The following is a 19,050-nucleotide window of genomic DNA, read 5'->3' on the forward strand; positions in this document are numbered from 1 at the left end:
GTAGCTAAATACAAGACACTCAAGGCAAACATAGCCCAGTTGACGATGCGGAATACCGGTTTTGACCTCGTCACAGAGCGAGCATTTTCCCCCGTATACAAACATTAGACCGTCCCCTCCTCTACCACCCTTGATTTCCAGTTCCGTTTTTATCCTGAGCCCTCCACCTTGGTCGTGTGTCCGGGGATTAAGGCTCCCCGGCGGCCTGTAGTTTTTCACTCAACTTCCACTTTGAACTTGATCTCGCCAGGCGTGACCATGACGCCTTCCACCCGTTCCCCGTCTTCGGTGTAGACCCAGCCATCTTTCACCTGGGCTTTCTTTTTCAGATTCCGTTTGTTCGGCTCTTCCTTCACCCGGACCAGATCCGGCCGATTTTCTTTCATCCAGCGGAGAAGATCGTCTTCACGATAGTCCCATTTGTCCGGAGACTTGCGAGCCATCAGCTTTCCAAAAGGTCGTTTAACCGTCTTCTCTCTCGGGTTCTCTTTTAGTCGGCATTCATGATACTCCCGGAGAAGGCCCTCGAGGCGATCAATTTCCTCACGATCCTCTTTTGTGACCTCAGCCAGCCATAGGTGGATCTCTTCAATCAACCGGTCCCGCTCCTGCTCTTTCGCTTCGATCTGACTTTTCCGGTGCTGAATCTGCTTCAATGCGCAATCAATGTCCATCGAGGTCGTGATCCGTTCCACCGGTTTTTTCAGGAACAAATCCTCCACTTTTGGAGCTTGAGTATTTCCGGTCGGTGCATCCAGAATCCGTTTGTAATCCACGGCCATGTGGCATTCCTCCTTGGAGATTTGATTTACGCGGCGGGTTGGGGCGGAATCGGCGGGAGAGGACGGGGGGTTTCGATTACCGGCTTTCATCCTGACCCGGCTCCTTCCCCTCGCTTGCAGTGCGGACAGGTGGTGCTGAAATCCATCTCAGATCCCCCCGGTGGTTTTGGATAAGTGACGGTCGATCTGGTGCCCGACCTCGTTCCCTTTGATGTTTTTCTCAGGTGTGCTAAACTTGGGTGTAAGGTTTTTCTTCTCTCCCCACCACTCTGAGGGTGGGCTTTTTCTCTACAATCGGACTGTAGTATCCGACTCGAAGCAGTGCCGCCATAGTCGGCATCATGTCACCGACAATCACACTACCGTCGTTGAACACCACCCGGACCATCGGACCATCATCGTCGTAAAACCCCGTGACCCGCTTCACACCGTGGAGCATGGTTTTCACCTCCTTTCGCCTCCAAAGCGGACTTCCAAGATCCAGTGACGAAGTTCTTTTGGGAAAGAGAGCCATTCCCGCGGCTTGATTCGCATGGATTTCACCTCCTTTTCGTGGTATAATGAAGTTGGTTGATTACCTAGCGCCCTGCGGGGCGCTTTTCTTTTTGATATAACCCCGCTCTTCCATCTTCCGCCGGTGCTCCCTCCACATGTCGGTCCAGGATAGACCGTATTCCTGACAGTAGACGGCGACCAAATGGCTAAGACACACGATAACGTCGATCGATTCGATCAGCGTATCCTTGATATCATCGTGCCGGCCACGGTCCGGTCGGTTCACCGAGCTCGTCGCTGAGATTTGTTCCATCGCTTCCTGCAGCTCCTCCAGCGCTTTCTCCCGGACGGCGGACCGGTGGAGATCGACGTTGTCGAGCCATCCCATCCAAGCACCGCCGGTGTACTCGCTGGCTACCTCGAAGGCAAACCGCGGATCATCCTTGATTTGCATCACCCTGGATGCCACATCCCGGGGAATAGAAGCCCTTCCTGTTTCATAGGCACTGATCGCTTCCCGTGAGACATTCATTGCCTGGGAAAACTTCAGCTGTGACTCCCCCTCACGAACATTCCTCAGAACATTACCAACTGCCACTCTTTTTCAGCTCCTTCCTTACCATTCAGAGATTATTTAGTCTGTTACGTTTTTGTTGATCCCAAATTACCCAGTTGATTTTTTGGATCTCATCCAGTCGGCGCTTTTTCTCCTGCTCCGTAATTTGAGGAGCAACCACATGAACCGTGGTGTTACCGATGAAATAGGTAGCGTCATATTTATCTGGCTTGGCTCTGGACATTGGGATCACGCTCCTATTCGCCTGCTCCGGCGAGAATTAGTTCACCGTCTGCGCTATCAAGAAGAATCTTACGGGGGACGATCGACACGAGTTCACGACATTTAGCGATAGCCAAAAACCACTTCTCTCCATCCGTCGCTTTGTCAAATTCCTCAAGCTCATCCAAGGCGTCTCTTGCGGCTTCGTAATCGCGACATTTGGTAATGAGATACAAAGTTGACTCTTCAAGGTGTCGGTAAACGGCTTGGATGATGCGATCTTTGGTCAATGGGTTTTCACCCCTTTCTTGTAGATTCTAATGCCCTTTTTACGTGCAATCTCGTGAAACTGCTTTAAGGCTGATTCGTTATATAGCCAGTTGGGAACCATCTTGGAACTATGGGCGGATTTATCGAGTACCTGTTCTGCGTATTCATCCGATTTCAGACCGAACTCGTTTGCCAACCGTCCAACCATGTTGCCTGTGATCCCGAGGATTTTGCCAATTTCGCCAGCCTTGTACTTGGCTTCGGTCTTTGGTAGTTCGATCAGGCGCTGACCGGTTACAAACTCCGTTGCAACGGAGGCAAGGACTTGCTTAGCGCTTCCGGAGATCTCCGGGAAATGCTTCCCAATCTCAACCAACACTTTGGCCTTATCTACATTCAGACGCTCGTGATCAAGTGTGGGATCAGGTTGCGGATTTTGTTGAACTTGAAAGTAGGATTCGATCAAGATGTCTTGAATGTCCCAAGCCAGGTCATCACCGAAGGTTTTGACCAGGCGGAGGTATCCGGATTGAGTAAGAACAATGGTTCCTCGGTTGTTGATTTCGGATGTCCGTATTCCGGACATCTGAAGATCACCTGGTTTTACAACGAAATAGTGTTTGCCTTCAACAAAGCGGTCCTTGTTATCGTTGAAACGCTTTCGGGCATGTCCTTCGGGGCGATTGTGGACACTATCCACATCCTTGAAGGTGATCACTCGGTGCCTGCGATACTCCTTCACGGTCATCTCGTGCTGTCGATCAGAAACTGTCAGATGAATCACGTTGCTCATGTTTCAAGCTTCCTCCTTTTTCACTTCGATCACTTGATTCACGATCCGGTGGTTGAGGTAATGCCCCGGGAAGTCCGTGGCCCACTCCCAGAACTCACTTTCGATCTCGCCTTTCTTTTGTAACTCGTCGTCGTACAGGAAAGTCATGAGTCGGTCGGTCAACTCTTCGACCAACTCCCAATCGTTGTCCTGAGCGCGATCTGCAATGGTAAGGATTTGGGACCGGATGTAAAATTGCTCGATCTCTTTTGTCAGCTGCCAGTTGCATCTAACCTTAACCAGATGCCCGTTCCACTGCTCGGTTTTGAAGCTCATCTGGATCGCCTCCTTATCCGGTTTGAGTTTGGAAACACCCGTTACGATCGGGATCATATCAGTCGACCCCCACAGACAGACATGTCTGTCTTGTTAGAGGGCGAAAAAATCTCGTTTGGATCAACTTTGAGTATTCTGGCAAGCTCAAGTAAATTATCCGAGGATGGTCTCACTATACCCCTTTCCCACCTTGAAATGATTGTTGGATCTTTAGCTTTTGGGAATTTTTGACCCAATTCGTATTGGGTGAGATCCAATGAAATCCGTAATTCCTTGATGCGGTTGGGATGTCTTTTAAGTTTCATTACTGTCACCTCACAATCAAGACTGTTTTGTCTAACGACAGTTTATTATGCGTTCAATCTCATTGTCAAGACTTTTTTGTCTAAATCGGTGCAGCACGGTCTAAATATTGACTTGTTTGTCTAGACTCGAATAAAATGAAGTGTGATGAAAGGCGGTCTGGATAATGAGTTACGCATATTTGCTAAAGAAATACATTAAAAAGTCCGGTAAGACCCTTGAACAAATTTCAAAAGAGTGCTCAGTAAAAGGTGTTGCCGTGCACCCAACTTACATTAGTAAGCTACGCTTGGGTCAACGTCCTGCACCTTCCGAAGAAATCACAAAAACTTTAGCCGAAGTAACAGGCGGGGATCCACAAAGACTTATTATTGAAGGATATATGGATAAAACCCCGCCGGCAGTCAGGAGTTTAATAAAAGATGTAAACGACATAGATGCCATTTTTAATGAATTTGAAAGTGTTGAGGAAGCTTTAAATCGGTCTATAGAAGCTTATATAGATTTAAGCACTGATATTGGCGATGAGATCAATGTAAATGATCATATCTATAGATTGGTAGCAGATCTAGCTAAAGAAGATAAAATGAAAATCGAAAAAAACAACTATACGCCGCAAGAATTTAAGAAAATCACACTAGAAAATTTGAGCGCAAAAAACAAATTCTTAATTTTTATATACATGGCTCGCCTCGCCGAGATGCAAGGTGAAAATCTTTATGATCTTGTGAAGAGGGTTGAGGATACAAAAAACACTGGATCCCAAGATCTTATACTTCAAAAATACAAGAACGCGCCTCCTGTATTAAATTACTCAAATGACAGAGCAGACAACCCCAAACTGGAAACGAAGCAAAATGTATTTGGAGAAAAAATAAAACGGCTGCGACTTGAGCGCAACCTCACCATAAACGAACTTGCAGACATGACAGACTTAGATCCGCAGCATCTTGCTGATCTTGAAGAAGGTAAACATGAACCCGAATGGAACGCAATTAGTGAACTCGCTGAACCATTAAACATCTCTGAGTTTGAGTTGGCCAAAGGAACACCTTATGAAATCTCTCAAGAAACCTTGGAGAAAATGAGAAAACAAGCGTTAGCAGCATCGGAAATGATTGCTCAGATTTCCAAATCACTTGAACCTACCATGAAGGTGTACCAAACTGTATTTAAGGCCTTCCAAGAAAGCATCGATAATATTTTAGACTCAGCTGAATTTAAACGATTCATGGAAAGTATCCAAGAAATAACTAAAGCAGCTCGTGAAGTTCAGAAAGAAAATGAATCCATCAACGCTATGCTTCCAGAGAAAAACGAAAATGAGGAGAAGAAGGAGGACCCGGAATGAGTGATGAAATCAAGGACATGCTGCAGGCGATTCTAGGACGTTTGGACGAGCAGGGAGCAGAAATGAAGGCTATACGAGAGGATGTCCAATCCATCCGCAAAGAAATGTCCACAAAGGTAGATGTGGAAGAGCTCCGAGAAGATATCCACACCTTAATCGAGCTGTACGGAGAACAACAACATGAAGTCAGGAAATTAAAACGAAAAGTCAAGGAAGATCAATAGTACAGTTCCCTCCAAATGATCCAGATCACCTGCTTTACTTCCTCCAGCCTGGCCTGCCTTTCCTCTTCCGTAATTTTCGGTGCCACGACAAAGATCGTGGTATTTCCAATCTTGAAGGTGGCATCATGTTCTTTCCCATCCCGCATGGTTTCTCACCTCGATAAACTATATGCGGGATTGTTGTATGGACGGACATCCGAATATAATGATCGCAGGAGGTTGATCATGGAAAGGGTTTGTATGTATCTCAGGAAGTCGAGAGCAGATGTGGAAGCGGAAGCCAGAGGTGAAGGAGAAACCTTGGCGAAGCATAAAAAAGCTTTGCTTGCCGTAGCCAAACAACAGGATTTGAACGTTATCCAGATCAGGCAGGAAATTGTATCCGGGGAAAGTCTCATCCACCGCTCTGAGATGATGGAACTACTCAAAGAAGTGGAAGCAGGACGATATGACGCTGTTCTCGTCATGGATATGGATCGTTTGGGACGGGGAAACATGCGAGAACAAGGGATCATCCTGGAGACCTTCCAAAAATCCGGAACGAAGATTATCACCCCCCGAAAAGTATACAATCTTCGGGATGAATGGGATGAGGAGTATTCCGAGTTTGAAGCATTCATGGCCAGAAAGGAACTCAAAGTGATCACGCGCCGGTTGCAGGGTGGGCGGGTTCGATCGGTTGAAGAGGGAAATTATATCGCAACCCGGCCACCCTATGGATACCAAATCATCGAGGACAATAAAGGCCGGTACTTAGTACCCGATCCCGACCAAGGACCCGTTGTGAAAATGATTTTCCAATGGTACACCCATGAGGATCCCGGAGAACGGATGGGGGCCAACAAGATTGCGAACGAGTTAAACCGGCTCGGATACCGAAGTTACACGGGAAAATTGTGGACCGCCCCTTCCGTCTTGACGATCATCAAAAATGCGGTCTATGCCGGCCGCATTCAATGGAAAAAGAAGGAGTACAGCAAATCCTCAACTCCTCTTAAGCGACGGGAGTCAAAAACACGATCCCAAGATGAGTGGATTGATGTAAAAGGAAAACACGAACCTCTTGTCACGATGGACATGTACCTAAAAGCACAAGACATTCTCAAACGCAAATATCATATCCCTTATCAGCTGGAAAACGGAGTAACCAACCCCCTTGCCGGATTGATTCGTTGCAATATGTGTGGATCATCCATGGTATATCGTCCTTATACGAAACAACCCGCTCACTTGAAATGCTATAATCGCCATTGCGAAAATCGGAGTACCCGTTTTTCATATGTTGAGGAGCGATTAATTGACGTCTTGGATCAATGGCTCCGTGAATACCGGTTAGAGTGGGATACCAACCAACGCCCCGATCAGTCCATGGACACGATTGAATTAAAAGAGGCTGCTTTGAGAACCCAAAAACAAGAACTCAAAAATTTGGAGACCCAACGAGGGCGGCTGCACGACCTGCTGGAACGTGGAATTTATGACGAAGAAACCTTCTTGGAACGTTCACAACAAATCGCCAACCGGATCCACGAAGTTCGAGAAGCCCTCAAAACCACAAATCAAGAGTTAGAAAAGGAAAAAGCCCGAGCTAAAGCCCAGGTGGACATCATCCCAAAAGTAGAACATGTCTTAGGGCTTTATCCTCAGCTGCAAGATCCCAAACAAAAAAACACTCTTCTCAAGAGTGTTCTGGACTATGCTGTATATCGGAAAGAGAAGCATCAACGTGGGGATGAGTTTACATTGACAGTTCATCCTAAACTTTAACTTTACACGGATAAACCCTTATGGTAAACTCATTCCCTTCCTTATCTGTCCCGATGGGATCATGCAACGAAACATCCTTACGCGCTTTCTTGAGAGAACGAAGGTGCATTAGAATCTCATTCTCAATACAACGGGCTGCGTACGTCGCCAGCTTCGTGCCCTTGTTGGGCCGGTAAGACTCAATGGCTTTGATCAGGCCGATGGTTCCGATAGAGATCAGATCTTCGGTATCTTCGTTGGTGTTCTCAAACTTCTTGACAATGTGGGCTACCAGGCGCAGGTTGTGTTCGATCAGGGCATTGCGGGCTGTGGCACTTCCCTCCGCCATCTGCTTGAGGTACTTTTCTTCTTCCTTTTCACTCAGGGGTTGGGGAAAAGCATTGTTCTTGATGTAGGCAACAAAAAACATCACTTCTCGGAACATCAAAGCAAGGGTCGTGAACAAACCGGGCACGCCGCCGTCACCTCCGCTCTTGCTCTGCCGAAAAACAGGTGTTATCAACATATGCGTTCGGATAAGGGCGCGTGCCTGTACGGGAAATTTAATCGATTGGTCCGCCCTCTCTTTATAATTGTCTGAAACTTTTATATACTGAAAAGATCAATCTTACATGCCCCGGGGTTGACGAAGGGACGGCCCGGGAGCTGGTGGAGGCGGCCCATCAGGTCTGCCCCTACTCGAAGGCCACTCGTGGTAACATTGACGTGACCCTCAAAGTTTTGGATACGGCTTAAGATCGATCCCGCAGGGCTCGGCTTCGATGGTGGTCCCTGATTTTATAGGATTTAAGTGATTGTTTCCAAGGATATGATGCCGCCTTATCCTTCGTCCGTTTGTATTCTTGCCCCGTCTTAATCATGGAGCTGGAGTATTGCAATCCATCGCTTCACATTCAAACCGTTTTTTATTTAAGAGATACAAACCTGAGAACAGAAGCCTATCGGAAGAATCCGTTGGCTTCTTTTTTCTGTAAACGTTATTTCTAGAAATCACATAAGCCATTTTTGGTTTCCAAAATAAAGTGTATCGACAAACTCCGTACCAAGCCAAGGGTTTTTCTTTAGTTTTTTCTCCCGTCTCCTTATTTTTTAAAGAGGGACAATGCTGTTTTAAACCGTTGAATCCCTTCCTCCATTTGATCGGCTGGAACTCTGGCATACGTAAAACGTACAAATCCTTCTGGTGATCCATAAATGCTACCGGGAATAAACAAAACTCCCTGTTGGATTCCTGCTTCTAGTAACTTTCGATCCTGAATGGGGAATTTTAATTGGCACCAGAGATGGATCTCGCCTTGAGGTAGAATAAACTCCAATTCCTTATCCAGGTATTTGTTTAAAATGGAAACAAAGAATCTCTGCCTTTCCCACAGTTCGTATTTAAGTTTGCTTAAATGTTCCATAAATTCGGGTGAGGAGAGAAATTGATGTGCGATCCACTGGAGAAAAACGGTGAGTCTATCACGATTGGAATTCCCAACTTGGCACAAGCAAAAAGCCGCCTCTTCGCTTGCTTCCGTCATGTATGACGGCCAACACTTGCTGGCTCGGAGCGATGCTCGGACGATCCTTCCATGTTAACTTTCGTTTTTCCTGTTCCTGCAATCATTTCAAATAGACTTTAATATCATCCAGAGATCAAAACAGAGGTTCCATCTCCTTCTTGTTATCAATCAAACCTCGAATCACCAGTTTCAATTCCTCATAGGTAGATCGATAACCCCGGGAAAAGCCCATGATGACGCCATTTCCCTCTATCCATAAGATACACGAAAAAACGGCCTCTTCACAACTCCATTCTCCCACTTCCCTCGCCATAACAAGGATTCCGCAAAGTATAAAAATCGCTAATCCATCAAATGCATACCGCGATATCGTTGCAACAGTCAGTCCCTTCCTTTGATAAACGACAGGACTAAAATCTCCCAATGTGGAATCTAATGGTTTATGAAGTTTTATCCGAAAGGAAGGAATCAAGATGAATCATAAAATGGCTGTTGCTTGCCGAGTACTGTTGGGACTGATTTTCCTGGCAGCGGGTGCCAACGGACTGCTGGTGGTTTTCAAGTTGACCCCCGTCCTCCCTACCAGCCCGAAAGCAATGGAGTTCTTCAAGCTGGAGTATCTGCTAATCCTAGAAAAGGTGAGCGAATTCATATGCGGAATATTGCTCATCACTAACCGCTTCGTGCCCCTCAGTCTGTCGGTACTCGCCCCCATCATCGTAAATATTTTAGGGTTTCATCTGTTCGAAGATCCGAAGATGCTCCCCTTGGCTTTGCTCCTAATAGTACTGGAGGCTTACCTGGTATGGGTGTACCGTCGACATTTTGCAGGGATCCTTACGTCCAAAGCAAAAATGACTGAGGACGCCTGATGGAATCCCTGCAGCTTACTGCTTTAAACCCTTACATGATAAGAGTTTGGAGCAGTTTTTACATGGGCTAATCATGTCAATTTTGGGAGGGATACAACCCCTGGTCCCGTAGAATTTGCAAGGTTATGGCTTTCGCCTTTCCGCCGGTGGCCAAATCTGAAGCTTCAAGATTGGTCGCGAAAAAATAGGTGCGGTCATCCTTTTCCACATAACCGACAAAATACCCGTTGATCGGCATGCTATTGATGACACCGTCCTTCCAACCAGCCCCTGTTTTTCCGGATAACACAGCCCCCTCTTCTTCTTCCAAGGTCATGATTTGTTTCACGATGTCGATGTTCATTGGGTCGACGGGCAGATGGTGGTTATAAAAGCGCTCAAGAAAAACCACCTGTTCGAAGGGAGGAGATTTTGAGAGAAGATTGTAGCCAGAAGCGAGTCAATCCCCCCGATAGATCCCGATTTCCATAGTGCAGTACATGAAGAAACTCCTGTTCTTTCGATTCTCCCACACGTCGAGCAACCTCTTGGAAATACCAAATGGTAGAGTCCACAGGCGGCATCATACCCTTGGAAATAATTACTTAAATCCTCATATTGGATTGTTTTTTTTGTAATAGGCCCCTTTCCCTTCGCGGGCATCGACCACTGAAACACTCCCCCAGACGGTACAAAGCAGACTGATTGCGATGCCAATAAGTAACTAACGCTGTTTATTCATACCGATTCCTTCCTTTACTTTTTTCCTCTCTCATTATTTGGTTTAATATTCTGTTAATAGTCAATCAAAATAGAAAGCATTTTTTATTTATTTTTTTGATAAACAAGTAGCGAACCAGGCGTTTTGCAACGACAGTGATCAATCCAGACTTCGTCATTTCTGACCTGTTGCGCAATTCTATGGTGTTAATAAAAGCTTCCGGTTTCCGAGATAAAATTGCGCCGGATTATTGAAAATTGTCTAACTTTATGTATAATGGACCTTATCAAAAATATTGGAGGTTTTTGAATGGGCCGGTTGAAAAAGACGTTCGTTGGGGTCATAGCGGCTGTGATCTCCGTAGGATTCGGTGCTCCGTCTGCCTTTGCCGAAACCTATTATTGTGACAATGATCGAGCCTACGATCAATATCCCAATTGCTCCAACTCTTATAGCGGAACCTGGACCTATCGAAGCGGCCAATCCGGAGACTGGAACGGCGATGATCGTTTGGGCGCGTACGGAAACGGATACTATGACTGGAAGTTTTATAATATTCCCGGAGACGGAGCCAGGCTTTATGCGTGGCTGAACAACATCGACTTTACAAATCAAAGTGCAGAATATTCGGTAGACACCGATGTAATTGGGTACATCAACCAAAATACGGCGCCCGGCGGTTGGAACTCACCAGGTAGCCATTACATAAGTGGCAATCCTTTCTTCCAAGTGGACAATTATGATTGGTCCGGAAATAGTAACACCCGAACCGGAGCAGACATTATCCGAATCGAGACATATTATTATAATGCCGCCAATTCAACCGAAACCCGTCAACCCGTAAAAGCGAAGGACTCTGATATTGCGGAAATCCAAAATAAAATGCTGAATGCTGTGGATCATTACAAGGATATTCAAGGTTCCTTTGAAATGCAGTTCTCCAACATTAATGATAAGAAAGAAGTGGAATTTACACTTTCCGAGGAGAATCCGGGAAGTTATGTGAAAGTGACCAAAAAGGGCGGCAACGAAGTGGTACGGAAATCCAACGGAAAATCGATCCTCAAACTGAATCCCCAACAAAAGGCCTATAGCAAAACAAGCGTCTCTCCGTCTTCACCCATTGAAAACCCTCGACATTACAAGAACGAAAAGGGACAAAATGTCTTTGTCCACCGGCAGGATCCTGCTTGGGCCCGTACTGCCAATGAAGTGACTTTACCACAAAACTATGCATTTTGGCTGACTGCTAACGAAAGTGAGGTCGTCGGTTACGACACCCTGTTGAATCGTAAGGTGGCAGTGATCAAAGGAAAGCACGACTCCTATTTACAGAAAAAACTCGGGGCGGACACCTTCAAGATGTGGGTCGACCGTCAAACCGGGGTATTGCTGAAACTGGAAGGAACGGATTCGAAGGGGAACGTTGCGTATTCTATCGATGTCCAAGACATCCAGTTTAATCAAGGGGTAAACGAAAGCCAGTTTACCGTTGACACCCCCAAGGGATGGGAAAAAGTCGAAAAACCCAGTAATAGATAGAATCCCCCAACAAAAAAAGACCGCATCATCATGCGAATCTGATCTTGATTTAACGAAAAGCCCCCATATAGGTGGGGGCTTTCATGTTTTTTTCGGTTTCCGCCCAAGCCGTGCAACGGGACAGCAACTCCGCATCCGTTTCTTTTGCCAAATTCCATAAATCAGGGACCACCATCGAAGCCGAGCCCTGCGGGATCGATCTTAAGCTGTATCCAAAACTTTGAGGGTCACGTCAATGTTACCGCGAGTGGCCTTCGAGTAGGGGCAGACCTGATGGGCCGCCTCCACCAGCTCCCGGGCCGTCCCTTCGTCAACCCCGGGGATTTGCACTTCCAGACGCGCGGACAGCGCAAATTCTCCTTCTTCATCTTTGCCGATGGAGACGTGGGCGGTAACCCGGGTTTCTCCGGTCTTCACCCGTTTCTGACGGGCGACCAGGGCGAGGGCACTGTCAAAGCAGGCGGCATACCCCGCGGCGAAGAGCTGTTCCGGATTAGAGGCATCTCCACCGGGCCCTCCCATTTCCTTGGGCATCCGGACATCGAGGTTGATCACCCCGTCTGCGGAGACGACTTTACCGTTGCGGCCACCTTCAGCGGTGACAGAAGCGGTATAGATCGGTTTCATAAAACCATCACTCCTTATCATGGTTCGAATCATTCAAGCGTCGGATCTGTTGCTGTAATCCCTGCAACCGTCCCAGAAGATCGCGCAACTCCTTCTCGGGAAGATCGCTTTTTTGGAGCAAGGTCTCCGGGATGCAACGAGCCTGCTCCTTCAGGGCTTCCCCCTCTTTCGTCAGACTGACATTGACTTTGCGTTCGTCTTTGGGAGACCGTTGACGGCGGATCAGGCCGGCACTTTCCATCCGTTTCAGCATCGGAGTCAACGTGCCGGAATCGAGGAAGAGGAGAGAACCCAGTTCCTTGACAGTAAGTTCTCCTTCCTCCCAGAGAACCAGCAGGGTGAGGTATTGAGGATAGGTGAGACCCAGTTCGTCCAGCAAGGGACGATAAAAGCGAAAGATCTCCCTGGAACAGGCATAGACGGCAAAGCAGAGTTGATTGTCCAAGGCGAGCATCGAGTCTTTATTCATGGTTACACCTTCATTGGGCAAGGGCATTTTCGATATCGTTCCTGACGGCGAAAGGTTTTGTTGTCGGAGCGTAGCGTCCGATCACTTCGCCTTTTCGGCTTATGAGGAACTTGGTGAAGTTCCATTTGACGTCATCGACGAGAATGCCGGGAGCGCTTTTGGTAAGATAACGGAACAAAGGATGGGCGTTTTCACCCTTTACATCAGTTTTGGCAAACAGTGGGAATGTAACCCCGTAATTCCGTTCACAAAACTCCCGAATCTCCTCTTCTTCCCCGGGTTCCTGATTCATGAATTGGTTGCTGGGGAATCCGAGCACTTCAAACCCCTGCTCCCGATATTGTTCGTACAGCTCCTGCAATTCTTGGTACTGCGGAGTAAACCCGCATTTACTGGCGGTGTTGACGATCAAGAGCACCCGTCCTTCATATTCGGACAGGGATCGTTCTTCCCCGTCGATTGTGGTAGCACTGTATTCGTAGACGCTCATCCAACCCTCCCTGGGTTATTGTTTTTACAATTAGATTGTACACAATTAAATCAGGTGAAATCAATAACAAAATAAATGGCGGGAGAAAAGGGAAACCCCTTTCTCCCGTCGTTTGAAGGATCAACTTCCTTTTACCTGTTTTTCTGACAAAGTGAGGGCGGTAGAAACCTCCTCCTGTATCCAAAGTCTCTTCAGACCTTCATTCCGATCAAATATTTATTCTTAAAGCTTTGTCGGTCTGGCTATAAAACGACCGTCGAATATTCGCCTAACGTATTATTCAGCACGAAATCCCCTTTCCAGAACATAGACCTCGGTGTCTTCATCTCGCTTCTTCTCATTCTGGGGGACGGATTCGCTTCCATTTGATTTCTTCCTTTGCAAGTCCGATATAAGCAATGGAACAAGCATATTTGCGGTGATCTCAAGAAAATCCCGATGTACTTCTCGATAGGATTCCTTTTGATCCCCTGTCACTGATAAGACCCCTAATATCTGTTCTTCCACTTCGATCGCTACACAAATCATCGAGTAAAAAGGACGGTTTGCTTTAGGTTTACGCTGACATAAACTGTCCTCTCGTGTGGTATCCGAATCAAAATACGTTTCTCCAGTTAGATACGTATACCCTGCAGCAGTGGATATGGACTTTTCGATTCGGTTGTCCCTCGCCCTGGATCGATGCCCTACGAATGCGCTAAGGTGTGGCTTAAGCAAACCTGTATTATTTTCATCCTCTACAAAAATCTGAACACGGGGATCACCTGATTTTTCGTTGCGTAAGGCCTCCTGAACGATCTCATAAATACAACGATAAGATGTAGAGCGGTCCCTCGGAGAAAGGTTGTTGTAGAATCCGCGGCAGTTCATGGAAAGTTCGCAGGACAGCAAAAAGATTTGTTTCCATAGATGCTCCTGGAGATCCATCTTTTCTCGTGTGCTCTGTGTTGTTTCCTGAACCTTTTTCTGTTCATTCGTCCATTTCCCCAGCAAACGATCGACTTTCTTTTTCACTTTATATCTGGAGAATACAGTCCCGATGAGGAGGAAAGTCATCAATACAACCAGGGGCCAGCCATTTCCCGTTACAACGGATTGAGCAATCCGTTTCCCGAGATCGGGAAAAAAGAAAGTAACCAACGTAATGATGACACTCAAACCGGTAAAAGCCTTTCCGACAGGGGAATCCCAAAGTTTTGCCACCCACTTAATCCTGCCCCTCCTCCTTTAAAAAGTGTGTATTTCAATACGATCTTCAAACACCAAGATTTCACGGACCACATGACGGATGAGCTCTTTTTTATCTTGAAAAGTCAATTCATCCTGACCTTTAGTCAAATAATATGCTGTCGCTTCGCAGATCCATTCTCGGGAATATTCCATTTGATCTTTTTCTTTGATAAATTCCTTTAGTTCCTCCAATTGATGGGTTAACCGCTCCTCCTTTTCCTTCATTTCTTTGATCGATTGCCGAATTTCCTCCTCTGATATGTCAATCCCTTCAGCAAACAGCCTTAACAGTCGTTGGCGGCCTTTTTGAACCTTCTCCTTTTCCTTTTGAAGTCTTCCCATTTCACCTTCTTCGAAAGGGATTGAATAATCTTGATTCTTCCCCATCTCATCAGCAACAGCGGCCAACTGATCCGGTTGGTTCAGCCATTTCAGAATTCTGTCCCATACTTGCTGATCCAGCTTTTCGCATTTGATGACTCGACCGCATCCCCGATGTTTGGCTCCGGCATACTTTTTCATGTCGGTATATTCATAAACATACTTTCCCTAATTTTTTGCTCTGCGCCCGGTCATGGTGTTTTTGCAAACTCCGCATCGAAGAAGTCCGCTTAGTAAATACTCGCGGTGCCCTTTTTTAGCCCAGCGTCTTCTGGATTCCTTTAACAGCTTTTGGGCGTGGTTAAATGTCCCTTCATCAATAATCGCCGGACAAGGGACTTTAATCCAATCCTCCTTCGGGCGTTTTGGCATACTCCCCGTTGACAAAAATCAATTCGACGCCCCTTCGATCGAATTCGTCGGTAATGATCAATTGATTCATCAATTTCCGGGATAGTCGATCGGGATCCAAACAGACGACTTTGGTAAGCAGTCCTTTTTTGACATCTCCCCTTAATGTCGAAAGAGCCGGGCGGTCTAAAAACTCCCCGGAAATCCCCTCATCGATGTATTCCATCACCTCGGTTGTTCTCACTTTTTTTCTGCACGCCGCTATTTGATTCTTTAGGCTGAACCCCTTCTTCGCCTGTTCTTCCGTGCTTACCCGAGCATATATGCCGACCACGTTCCAGCTTCTCCCTCCTGTACTTATTCCCAAGATAAGCGTAACAGGACGAACGTATTTGATTGGCGGAACTTCCCTCGATGATCTGAACACGCATCTGGCAGCACCTCAGTAAAGGCTATGCCAACGATGCTTGTTTGCTTTCTCAATTAAAAACCGTTCGGGTTTATCGAAAAGAATCTTCATATGGATGCAATCGATTTTGAAATCAGTATTGTCAAACAAAAAAAGCAGGCGTAGTGCCTGCTTTTGGGGAGAGATTCTAGTTATTCGCGACTGAAACGACGGTTGAAAACGAATAAGGCGGCACCCGCCAGGAAGAAGATCCCTCCGAGCAGAAAACCATTGAGACTCATAGCGGTTTCCGGCATTTCACCGCCTTCTTCTTTGTTTTCGCCTTCACCCTTTTGGGAATCATCGCCCGATCCGGGGTTATAGTTGGGATCAAAACCTGAAAGGGTTTCACATGCCAAACCGTCTTTATCTCGGTCCAGGTTATATGGATCCTCCCCGGGGCCTCCATTTTCTTCAAAGAAGTCCTGAGCCTCTTTCCATGTAGAGAAATCGGAACAATTTTTGTCTGTAGCGGCCAGCGCAGAACCATTTCCGATCAAGAAGAAAAAGGTTAGAGCCGCTACAAATCCAATGAACTTTTTCACTTGCTTAAGCCTCCTATCCTCTCCCCACTATTGTTATTCGAACCTATTTATGGTTTTTTGTCCATTTTTTAATTCTAAGACAAGCCCCTGCTACACTGGCAAGAGCTTTGTGTCGTTAGGAAGACTTATAGGTTGAAGAAGATTGTCTAGTGTTCGTAGAAAAGTATCAAAGCTAAAAACATGAGGACGATACCCGAGATACGAGACCAATTGATTGGAATGGTTTGTCCACCGAGTCCAAAGTGATCCATAACCATACTAATAATCAATTGTCCTAAAATGGCAGCAATGATCGCAGAAGCTGTTCCGATTTTTGGGACAGATAACACCATGATAAAGATATATAGGGCGCCAAATACACCAATAAACCATTTCCATTTTGAAACAGATAGGACGCCTGATAAACTACCCTTTCCAAAAAAGAATGTGAAGCACAACAAAGTTAAGGTACCGACAGCATAAGCCAAAAACGAGGCTTCCAAAGTTCCAATTTTTCTTCCGAGGGGTCCGTTAATTGCTGCTTGAAAAGCTAATCCTGCACCACCTAAAACGCTTAACAAGAAAAAGAACCAATTCATTGTTTTCTCCTTCCTCCAACCAAGAAAGTATGATCATATAGATCATTACAAGAAATACCTATCTCTCTTTATATAAACTACGAAAGGCTGGAAAAAGCAGCTCAGGAAGAAATCTTCGAACATGTTCGGTATTGGGATAACCTTTACCTTGCAAATAACTGACGGCATAAGAGTGGTTTACGCTGTTAGAGTGTAAACCACTCTTTTTATGCACTCTTTGAGTTGTTTCCGTACATAAAGTAACCAGATACCAAAAATAGAACTCCAGGTAGTGTCCACAAGACCTGAGCATATATAAACCCGATAAGACCCGTTGCAAAAGTAATATCTCGAGCATATTTATCATTTCTTTTCGCAGTGATTAATGCTGTGACAGACATGAACATAAGGATCCATTGCCCTCCCGCTTGTATCATGAGCCAGTCATAAGAATAGGGGTCCATTCCAATAAACCGAACAAGACGACTCCAAAATATTGGGACAACAACTCCGGATACACCAGCCATCGAGTTGAGTGCTACAAACCCATTCATCTTTCCCACCTTATTCTTTACAGTCTGTTTACTAAGATTATATAGTGAAGTAAATATTACTTTAAATGATTAAAAAAGATAACACTTATTATTAAAAGTGATATATTTCCTTGGGAGGGATGGGGCTTTGAATATTAACGATTTGCACGTTTTTCAGGTAACAGCTAAAAAAAGAAGTATTAGTCACGCGGCAGAGGAACTGAATTATGTACAATCCAATGTGACTTCCAGGATTAAATGTTTGGAATCGGAGTTCAATGTCACTCTGTTTTACCGTCATGCCAGGGGAGTGACGTTAACCCCTGCTGGGAAAGAACTCTTAAGCTATACCGATCAAATATTCCAGCTATTGGATCATGCCCAAAAATCCCTCGAGGAATTTTCTAAAACCCCTCGAGGTCAACTCAAAATCGGAGCGATTGACTCCACCAGTCTCGTTCGGTTGCCCAAAACGATTGCTTCTTATTCTCGAAAATATCCCGAAGTCGAAGTCATCTTATCAACAGGAACGACTGAACAACTCATCCATCAGGTGTTGCAATATGAATTAGACGGAGCCTTTGTGGTTGGACCTGTTCACCATCCGGAAATCGTCGAGCATCCCTACGTGACTGAAGAGTTGGTTCTTATCTCCAGTGGACAACATCCACCGGTTTCTTCTCTAAAAACCATCAATCCCCGAACGTTTTTTGCCCTTCCGTCAGGATGCATCTATAGGAGTAAATTAGAGAAATGGGTATCTGAAGAAGATACATCCATCCAAATCAAGACATTTACTTCTCTTGAAGCCATTCTGGCTTATGTAAGGGAGGGGTTAGGACATTGTATGTTGTCTAAATCCTTTCTCAATTATCATCAGTTTATTAATGATTTTCGTGTTCAATCTGTACCTGATCGATACTCCAATGTAACTACCGTTTTTATCAGACGAAAAGATCTTTTCATGTTTCGAGCGTTCCAAGAGTTTCTGAATGAAATTCAGGAATCATCGCAGAAACTCCATTCTGCGATATAATCGAGGGGGATTCCGTCGAACACCCGTTAAGAGGAAAATTATCCCCTTCATCACAGCATAATTTTTAAGGGAGATTGATCTGCGCATTTCACGATCTCCCATTTGATATCGGGACCCACGCCGCGCCGTTGATCAACTTTCCTTTCCTGGGAATAGGGGTGTATCGCAAGACCAGGCAACTCTTAACAGAAGAGCAAAGAAAACAATGGATGTTTATTTCCTCCACGTTGGATGAATGGGAATTGGGCGCTCATTACACCCTGTGGGACTTGGACGCCATGCAATCCCGATCCATCCAGGCTGTAGTGCACAGGTATTGACATTAGAATCTCATTCTCGATACAACGGGCTGCGTACGTCGCCAGCTTCGTGCCCTTGTTGGGCCGGTAAGACTCAATGGCTTTGATCAGGCCGATGGTTCCGATAGAGATCAGATCTTCGGTATCTTCGTTGGTGTTCTCAAACTTCTTGACAATGTGGGCCACCAGGCGCAGGTTGTGTTCGATCAGGGCATTGCGGGCCGTGGAACTTCCCTCCGCCATCTGCTTGAGGTACTTTTCTTCTTCCTTTTCACTCAGGGGTTGGGGAAAAGCATTGTTCTTGATGTAGGCAACAAAAAACATCACTTCTCGGAACATCAAAGCAAGGGTCGTGAACAAACCGGGCACGCCGCCGTCACCTCCGCT

29 protein-coding genes and 3 pseudogenes are annotated in these 19,050 nt (G+C 45.9%); 7 read left to right on the forward strand and 25 right to left on the reverse strand.

Annotation, left to right across the window (positions count from 1 at the left end):
- Window positions 1–215 precede the first annotated feature (215 nt).
- From CHM34_RS02890 to CHM34_RS20100, 8 genes are all read right to left on the reverse strand, one after another.
- Complete coding sequence (locus CHM34_RS02890) at window positions 216–782, reverse strand: host-nuclease inhibitor Gam family protein (protein ID WP_169713553.1); 567 nt, start codon at window positions 780–782, stop codon at window positions 216–218.
- 229 nt (window positions 783–1,011) lie between these two features.
- Entirely contained in the window at window positions 1,012–1,221 is a 210-nt protein-coding gene (locus CHM34_RS02895; protein WP_094263108.1) for a hypothetical protein, read from the reverse strand.
- A gap of 135 nt (window positions 1,222–1,356) precedes the next feature.
- Window positions 1,357–1,875, reverse strand: a complete 519-nt coding sequence (locus CHM34_RS02900) for a helix-turn-helix domain-containing protein (RefSeq protein ID WP_094263109.1) — start codon at window positions 1,873–1,875, stop codon at window positions 1,357–1,359.
- A gap of 25 nt (window positions 1,876–1,900) precedes the next feature.
- A complete protein-coding gene (locus CHM34_RS19180; protein WP_169713554.1) occupies window positions 1,901–2,077 on the reverse strand; it encodes a hypothetical protein in 177 nt (58 codons plus the stop codon).
- Between the two features lie 13 nt (window positions 2,078–2,090).
- Window positions 2,091–2,345 (reverse strand): hypothetical protein, encoded by a 255-nt coding sequence (locus tag CHM34_RS02905; protein WP_094263110.1) that lies wholly within the window; start codon window positions 2,343–2,345, stop codon window positions 2,091–2,093.
- Window positions 2,342–3,118, reverse strand: a complete 777-nt coding sequence (locus CHM34_RS02910; RefSeq protein WP_094263111.1) for an ORF6N domain-containing protein — start codon at window positions 3,116–3,118, stop codon at window positions 2,342–2,344. The genes CHM34_RS02905 and CHM34_RS02910 overlap by 4 nt, the downstream gene beginning before the upstream one ends.
- Window positions 3,119–3,121: 3 nt before the next feature.
- Entirely contained in the window at window positions 3,122–3,433 is a 312-nt protein-coding gene (locus tag CHM34_RS02915) for a hypothetical protein (protein WP_141201618.1), read from the reverse strand.
- Between the two features lie 53 nt (window positions 3,434–3,486).
- On the reverse strand, window positions 3,487–3,738 hold the full coding sequence (locus tag CHM34_RS20100) for a helix-turn-helix domain-containing protein (protein WP_094263113.1): 252 nt from the start codon (window positions 3,736–3,738) through the stop codon (window positions 3,487–3,489).
- 164 nt (window positions 3,739–3,902) lie between these two features.
- On the opposite strand from CHM34_RS20100, the gene CHM34_RS02925 reads away from it, so the two are divergent.
- Together CHM34_RS02925 and CHM34_RS02930 are read left to right on the forward strand one after the other, a co-directional pair.
- Entirely contained in the window at window positions 3,903–5,087 is a 1,185-nt protein-coding gene (locus CHM34_RS02925) for a helix-turn-helix domain-containing protein (protein ID WP_094263114.1), read from the forward strand.
- Window positions 5,084–5,311, forward strand: coding sequence for a hypothetical protein (locus CHM34_RS02930; RefSeq protein WP_094263115.1), 228 nt, complete (start codon window positions 5,084–5,086; stop codon window positions 5,309–5,311). Before CHM34_RS02925 ends, CHM34_RS02930 begins: the two co-directional genes overlap by 4 nt.
- Here CHM34_RS02930 and CHM34_RS19185 read toward each other — a convergent pair.
- On the reverse strand, window positions 5,305–5,457 hold the full coding sequence (locus CHM34_RS19185; protein WP_169713555.1) for a hypothetical protein: 153 nt from the start codon (window positions 5,455–5,457) through the stop codon (window positions 5,305–5,307). The two genes, CHM34_RS02930 and CHM34_RS19185, sit on opposite strands and share 7 nt — an antisense overlap.
- A gap of 79 nt (window positions 5,458–5,536) precedes the next feature.
- Here CHM34_RS19185 and CHM34_RS02935 point away from each other — a divergent pair, with 79 nt between their 5' ends.
- On the forward strand, window positions 5,537–7,078 hold the full coding sequence (locus CHM34_RS02935) for a recombinase family protein (RefSeq protein ID WP_094263116.1): 1,542 nt from the start codon (window positions 5,537–5,539) through the stop codon (window positions 7,076–7,078).
- A gap of 19 nt (window positions 7,079–7,097) precedes the next feature.
- Here the strand turns inward: CHM34_RS02935 and sigK are convergent.
- Window positions 7,098–7,532 (reverse strand): annotated as a pseudogene (sigK, locus tag CHM34_RS02940) (RNA polymerase sporulation sigma factor SigK); the annotation flags it as partial.
- Window positions 7,533–7,696: 164 nt separating this feature from the next.
- On the opposite strand from sigK, the pseudogene CHM34_RS19735 reads away from it, so the two are divergent.
- Window positions 7,697–7,813: pseudogene (locus CHM34_RS19735) on the forward strand (osmotically inducible protein C); the annotation flags it as partial.
- A 347-nt stretch (window positions 7,814–8,160) separates the two neighbouring features.
- Here CHM34_RS19735 and CHM34_RS02950 read toward each other — a convergent pair.
- A complete protein-coding gene (locus CHM34_RS02950) occupies window positions 8,161–8,601 on the reverse strand; it encodes an aminotransferase class I/II-fold pyridoxal phosphate-dependent enzyme (RefSeq protein WP_141201619.1) in 441 nt (146 codons plus the stop codon).
- Window positions 8,602–8,716: 115 nt separating this feature from the next.
- Window positions 8,717–8,896 (reverse strand): hypothetical protein, encoded by a 180-nt coding sequence (locus CHM34_RS18915; protein WP_141201620.1) that lies wholly within the window; start codon window positions 8,894–8,896, stop codon window positions 8,717–8,719.
- Between the two features lie 160 nt (window positions 8,897–9,056).
- Here CHM34_RS18915 and CHM34_RS02955 point away from each other — a divergent pair, with 160 nt between their 5' ends.
- Window positions 9,057–9,455, forward strand: coding sequence for a hypothetical protein (locus CHM34_RS02955; RefSeq protein WP_240511843.1), 399 nt, complete (start codon window positions 9,057–9,059; stop codon window positions 9,453–9,455).
- A gap of 76 nt (window positions 9,456–9,531) precedes the next feature.
- On the opposite strand, the gene CHM34_RS02960 is transcribed toward CHM34_RS02955, so the two are convergent.
- Window positions 9,532–9,846 carry a penicillin-binding transpeptidase domain-containing protein gene (locus tag CHM34_RS02960; RefSeq protein ID WP_276207673.1) on the reverse strand — a complete coding sequence of 105 codons (315 nt, stop codon included), beginning with the start codon at window positions 9,844–9,846 and terminating at the stop codon, window positions 9,532–9,534.
- Window positions 9,833–10,021: a penicillin-binding transpeptidase domain-containing protein gene (locus tag CHM34_RS20105; protein ID WP_369126360.1), complete on the reverse strand. Its 189-nt coding sequence runs from the start codon at window positions 10,019–10,021 to the stop codon at window positions 9,833–9,835. The genes CHM34_RS02960 and CHM34_RS20105 overlap by 14 nt, the downstream gene beginning before the upstream one ends.
- A 443-nt stretch (window positions 10,022–10,464) precedes the next feature.
- On the opposite strand from CHM34_RS20105, the gene CHM34_RS02965 reads away from it, so the two are divergent.
- Complete coding sequence (locus CHM34_RS02965) at window positions 10,465–11,697, forward strand: LolA family protein (protein WP_094263120.1); 1,233 nt, start codon at window positions 10,465–10,467, stop codon at window positions 11,695–11,697.
- A 201-nt stretch (window positions 11,698–11,898) separates the two neighbouring features.
- Here CHM34_RS02965 and CHM34_RS02970 read toward each other — a convergent pair whose 3' ends face one another.
- The 10 genes from CHM34_RS02970 to CHM34_RS03005 form a co-directional block, all read right to left on the reverse strand.
- Entirely contained in the window at window positions 11,899–12,324 is a 426-nt protein-coding gene (locus CHM34_RS02970; protein WP_094263121.1) for an organic hydroperoxide resistance protein, read from the reverse strand.
- Between the two features lie 7 nt (window positions 12,325–12,331).
- Complete coding sequence (locus tag CHM34_RS02975) at window positions 12,332–12,793, reverse strand: MarR family winged helix-turn-helix transcriptional regulator (protein WP_094263122.1); 462 nt, start codon at window positions 12,791–12,793, stop codon at window positions 12,332–12,334.
- A gap of 10 nt (window positions 12,794–12,803) precedes the next feature.
- Entirely contained in the window at window positions 12,804–13,283 is a 480-nt protein-coding gene (locus CHM34_RS02980; RefSeq protein ID WP_094263123.1) for a glutathione peroxidase, read from the reverse strand.
- A 276-nt stretch (window positions 13,284–13,559) separates the two neighbouring features.
- Window positions 13,560–14,441 carry a GAF domain-containing protein gene (locus tag CHM34_RS02985; protein WP_141201621.1) on the reverse strand — a complete coding sequence of 294 codons (882 nt, stop codon included), beginning with the start codon at window positions 14,439–14,441 and terminating at the stop codon, window positions 13,560–13,562.
- 69 nt (window positions 14,442–14,510) lie between these two features.
- Window positions 14,511–15,035, reverse strand: a complete 525-nt coding sequence (locus tag CHM34_RS19740) for a hypothetical protein (protein WP_240511844.1) — start codon at window positions 15,033–15,035, stop codon at window positions 14,511–14,513.
- Window positions 15,036–15,062: 27 nt separating this feature from the next.
- Complete coding sequence (locus CHM34_RS20420; RefSeq protein WP_500690231.1) at window positions 15,063–15,266, reverse strand: recombinase zinc ribbon domain-containing protein; 204 nt, start codon at window positions 15,264–15,266, stop codon at window positions 15,063–15,065.
- On the reverse strand, window positions 15,235–15,579 hold the full coding sequence (locus CHM34_RS19745; protein ID WP_240511845.1) for a recombinase family protein: 345 nt from the start codon (window positions 15,577–15,579) through the stop codon (window positions 15,235–15,237). Before CHM34_RS19745 ends, CHM34_RS20420 begins: the two co-directional genes overlap by 32 nt.
- Window positions 15,580–15,845: 266 nt before the next feature.
- A complete protein-coding gene (locus CHM34_RS02995) occupies window positions 15,846–16,238 on the reverse strand; it encodes an excalibur calcium-binding domain-containing protein (protein ID WP_094263125.1) in 393 nt (130 codons plus the stop codon).
- Window positions 16,239–16,384: 146 nt separating this feature from the next.
- Window positions 16,385–16,816 carry a DMT family transporter gene (locus CHM34_RS03000; RefSeq protein ID WP_094263126.1) on the reverse strand — a complete coding sequence of 144 codons (432 nt, stop codon included), beginning with the start codon at window positions 16,814–16,816 and terminating at the stop codon, window positions 16,385–16,387.
- A 206-nt stretch (window positions 16,817–17,022) separates the two neighbouring features.
- Entirely contained in the window at window positions 17,023–17,349 is a 327-nt protein-coding gene (locus CHM34_RS03005; RefSeq protein WP_094263127.1) for a hypothetical protein, read from the reverse strand.
- 127 nt (window positions 17,350–17,476) lie between these two features.
- On the opposite strand from CHM34_RS03005, the gene CHM34_RS03010 reads away from it, so the two are divergent.
- Complete coding sequence (locus CHM34_RS03010; protein WP_169713557.1) at window positions 17,477–18,364, forward strand: LysR substrate-binding domain-containing protein; 888 nt, start codon at window positions 17,477–17,479, stop codon at window positions 18,362–18,364.
- Window positions 18,365–18,678: 314 nt separating this feature from the next.
- Here CHM34_RS03010 and CHM34_RS03015 read toward each other — a convergent pair.
- Window positions 18,679–19,002: pseudogene (locus CHM34_RS03015) on the reverse strand (sigma-70 family RNA polymerase sigma factor); the annotation flags it as partial.
- Between the last annotated feature and the right edge of the window lie 48 nt (window positions 19,003–19,050).

This window comes from Paludifilum halophilum (assembly GCF_002245355.1).
GTDB classification, from domain to species: domain Bacteria; phylum Bacillota; class Bacilli; order Thermoactinomycetales; family DSM-45169; genus Paludifilum; species Paludifilum halophilum.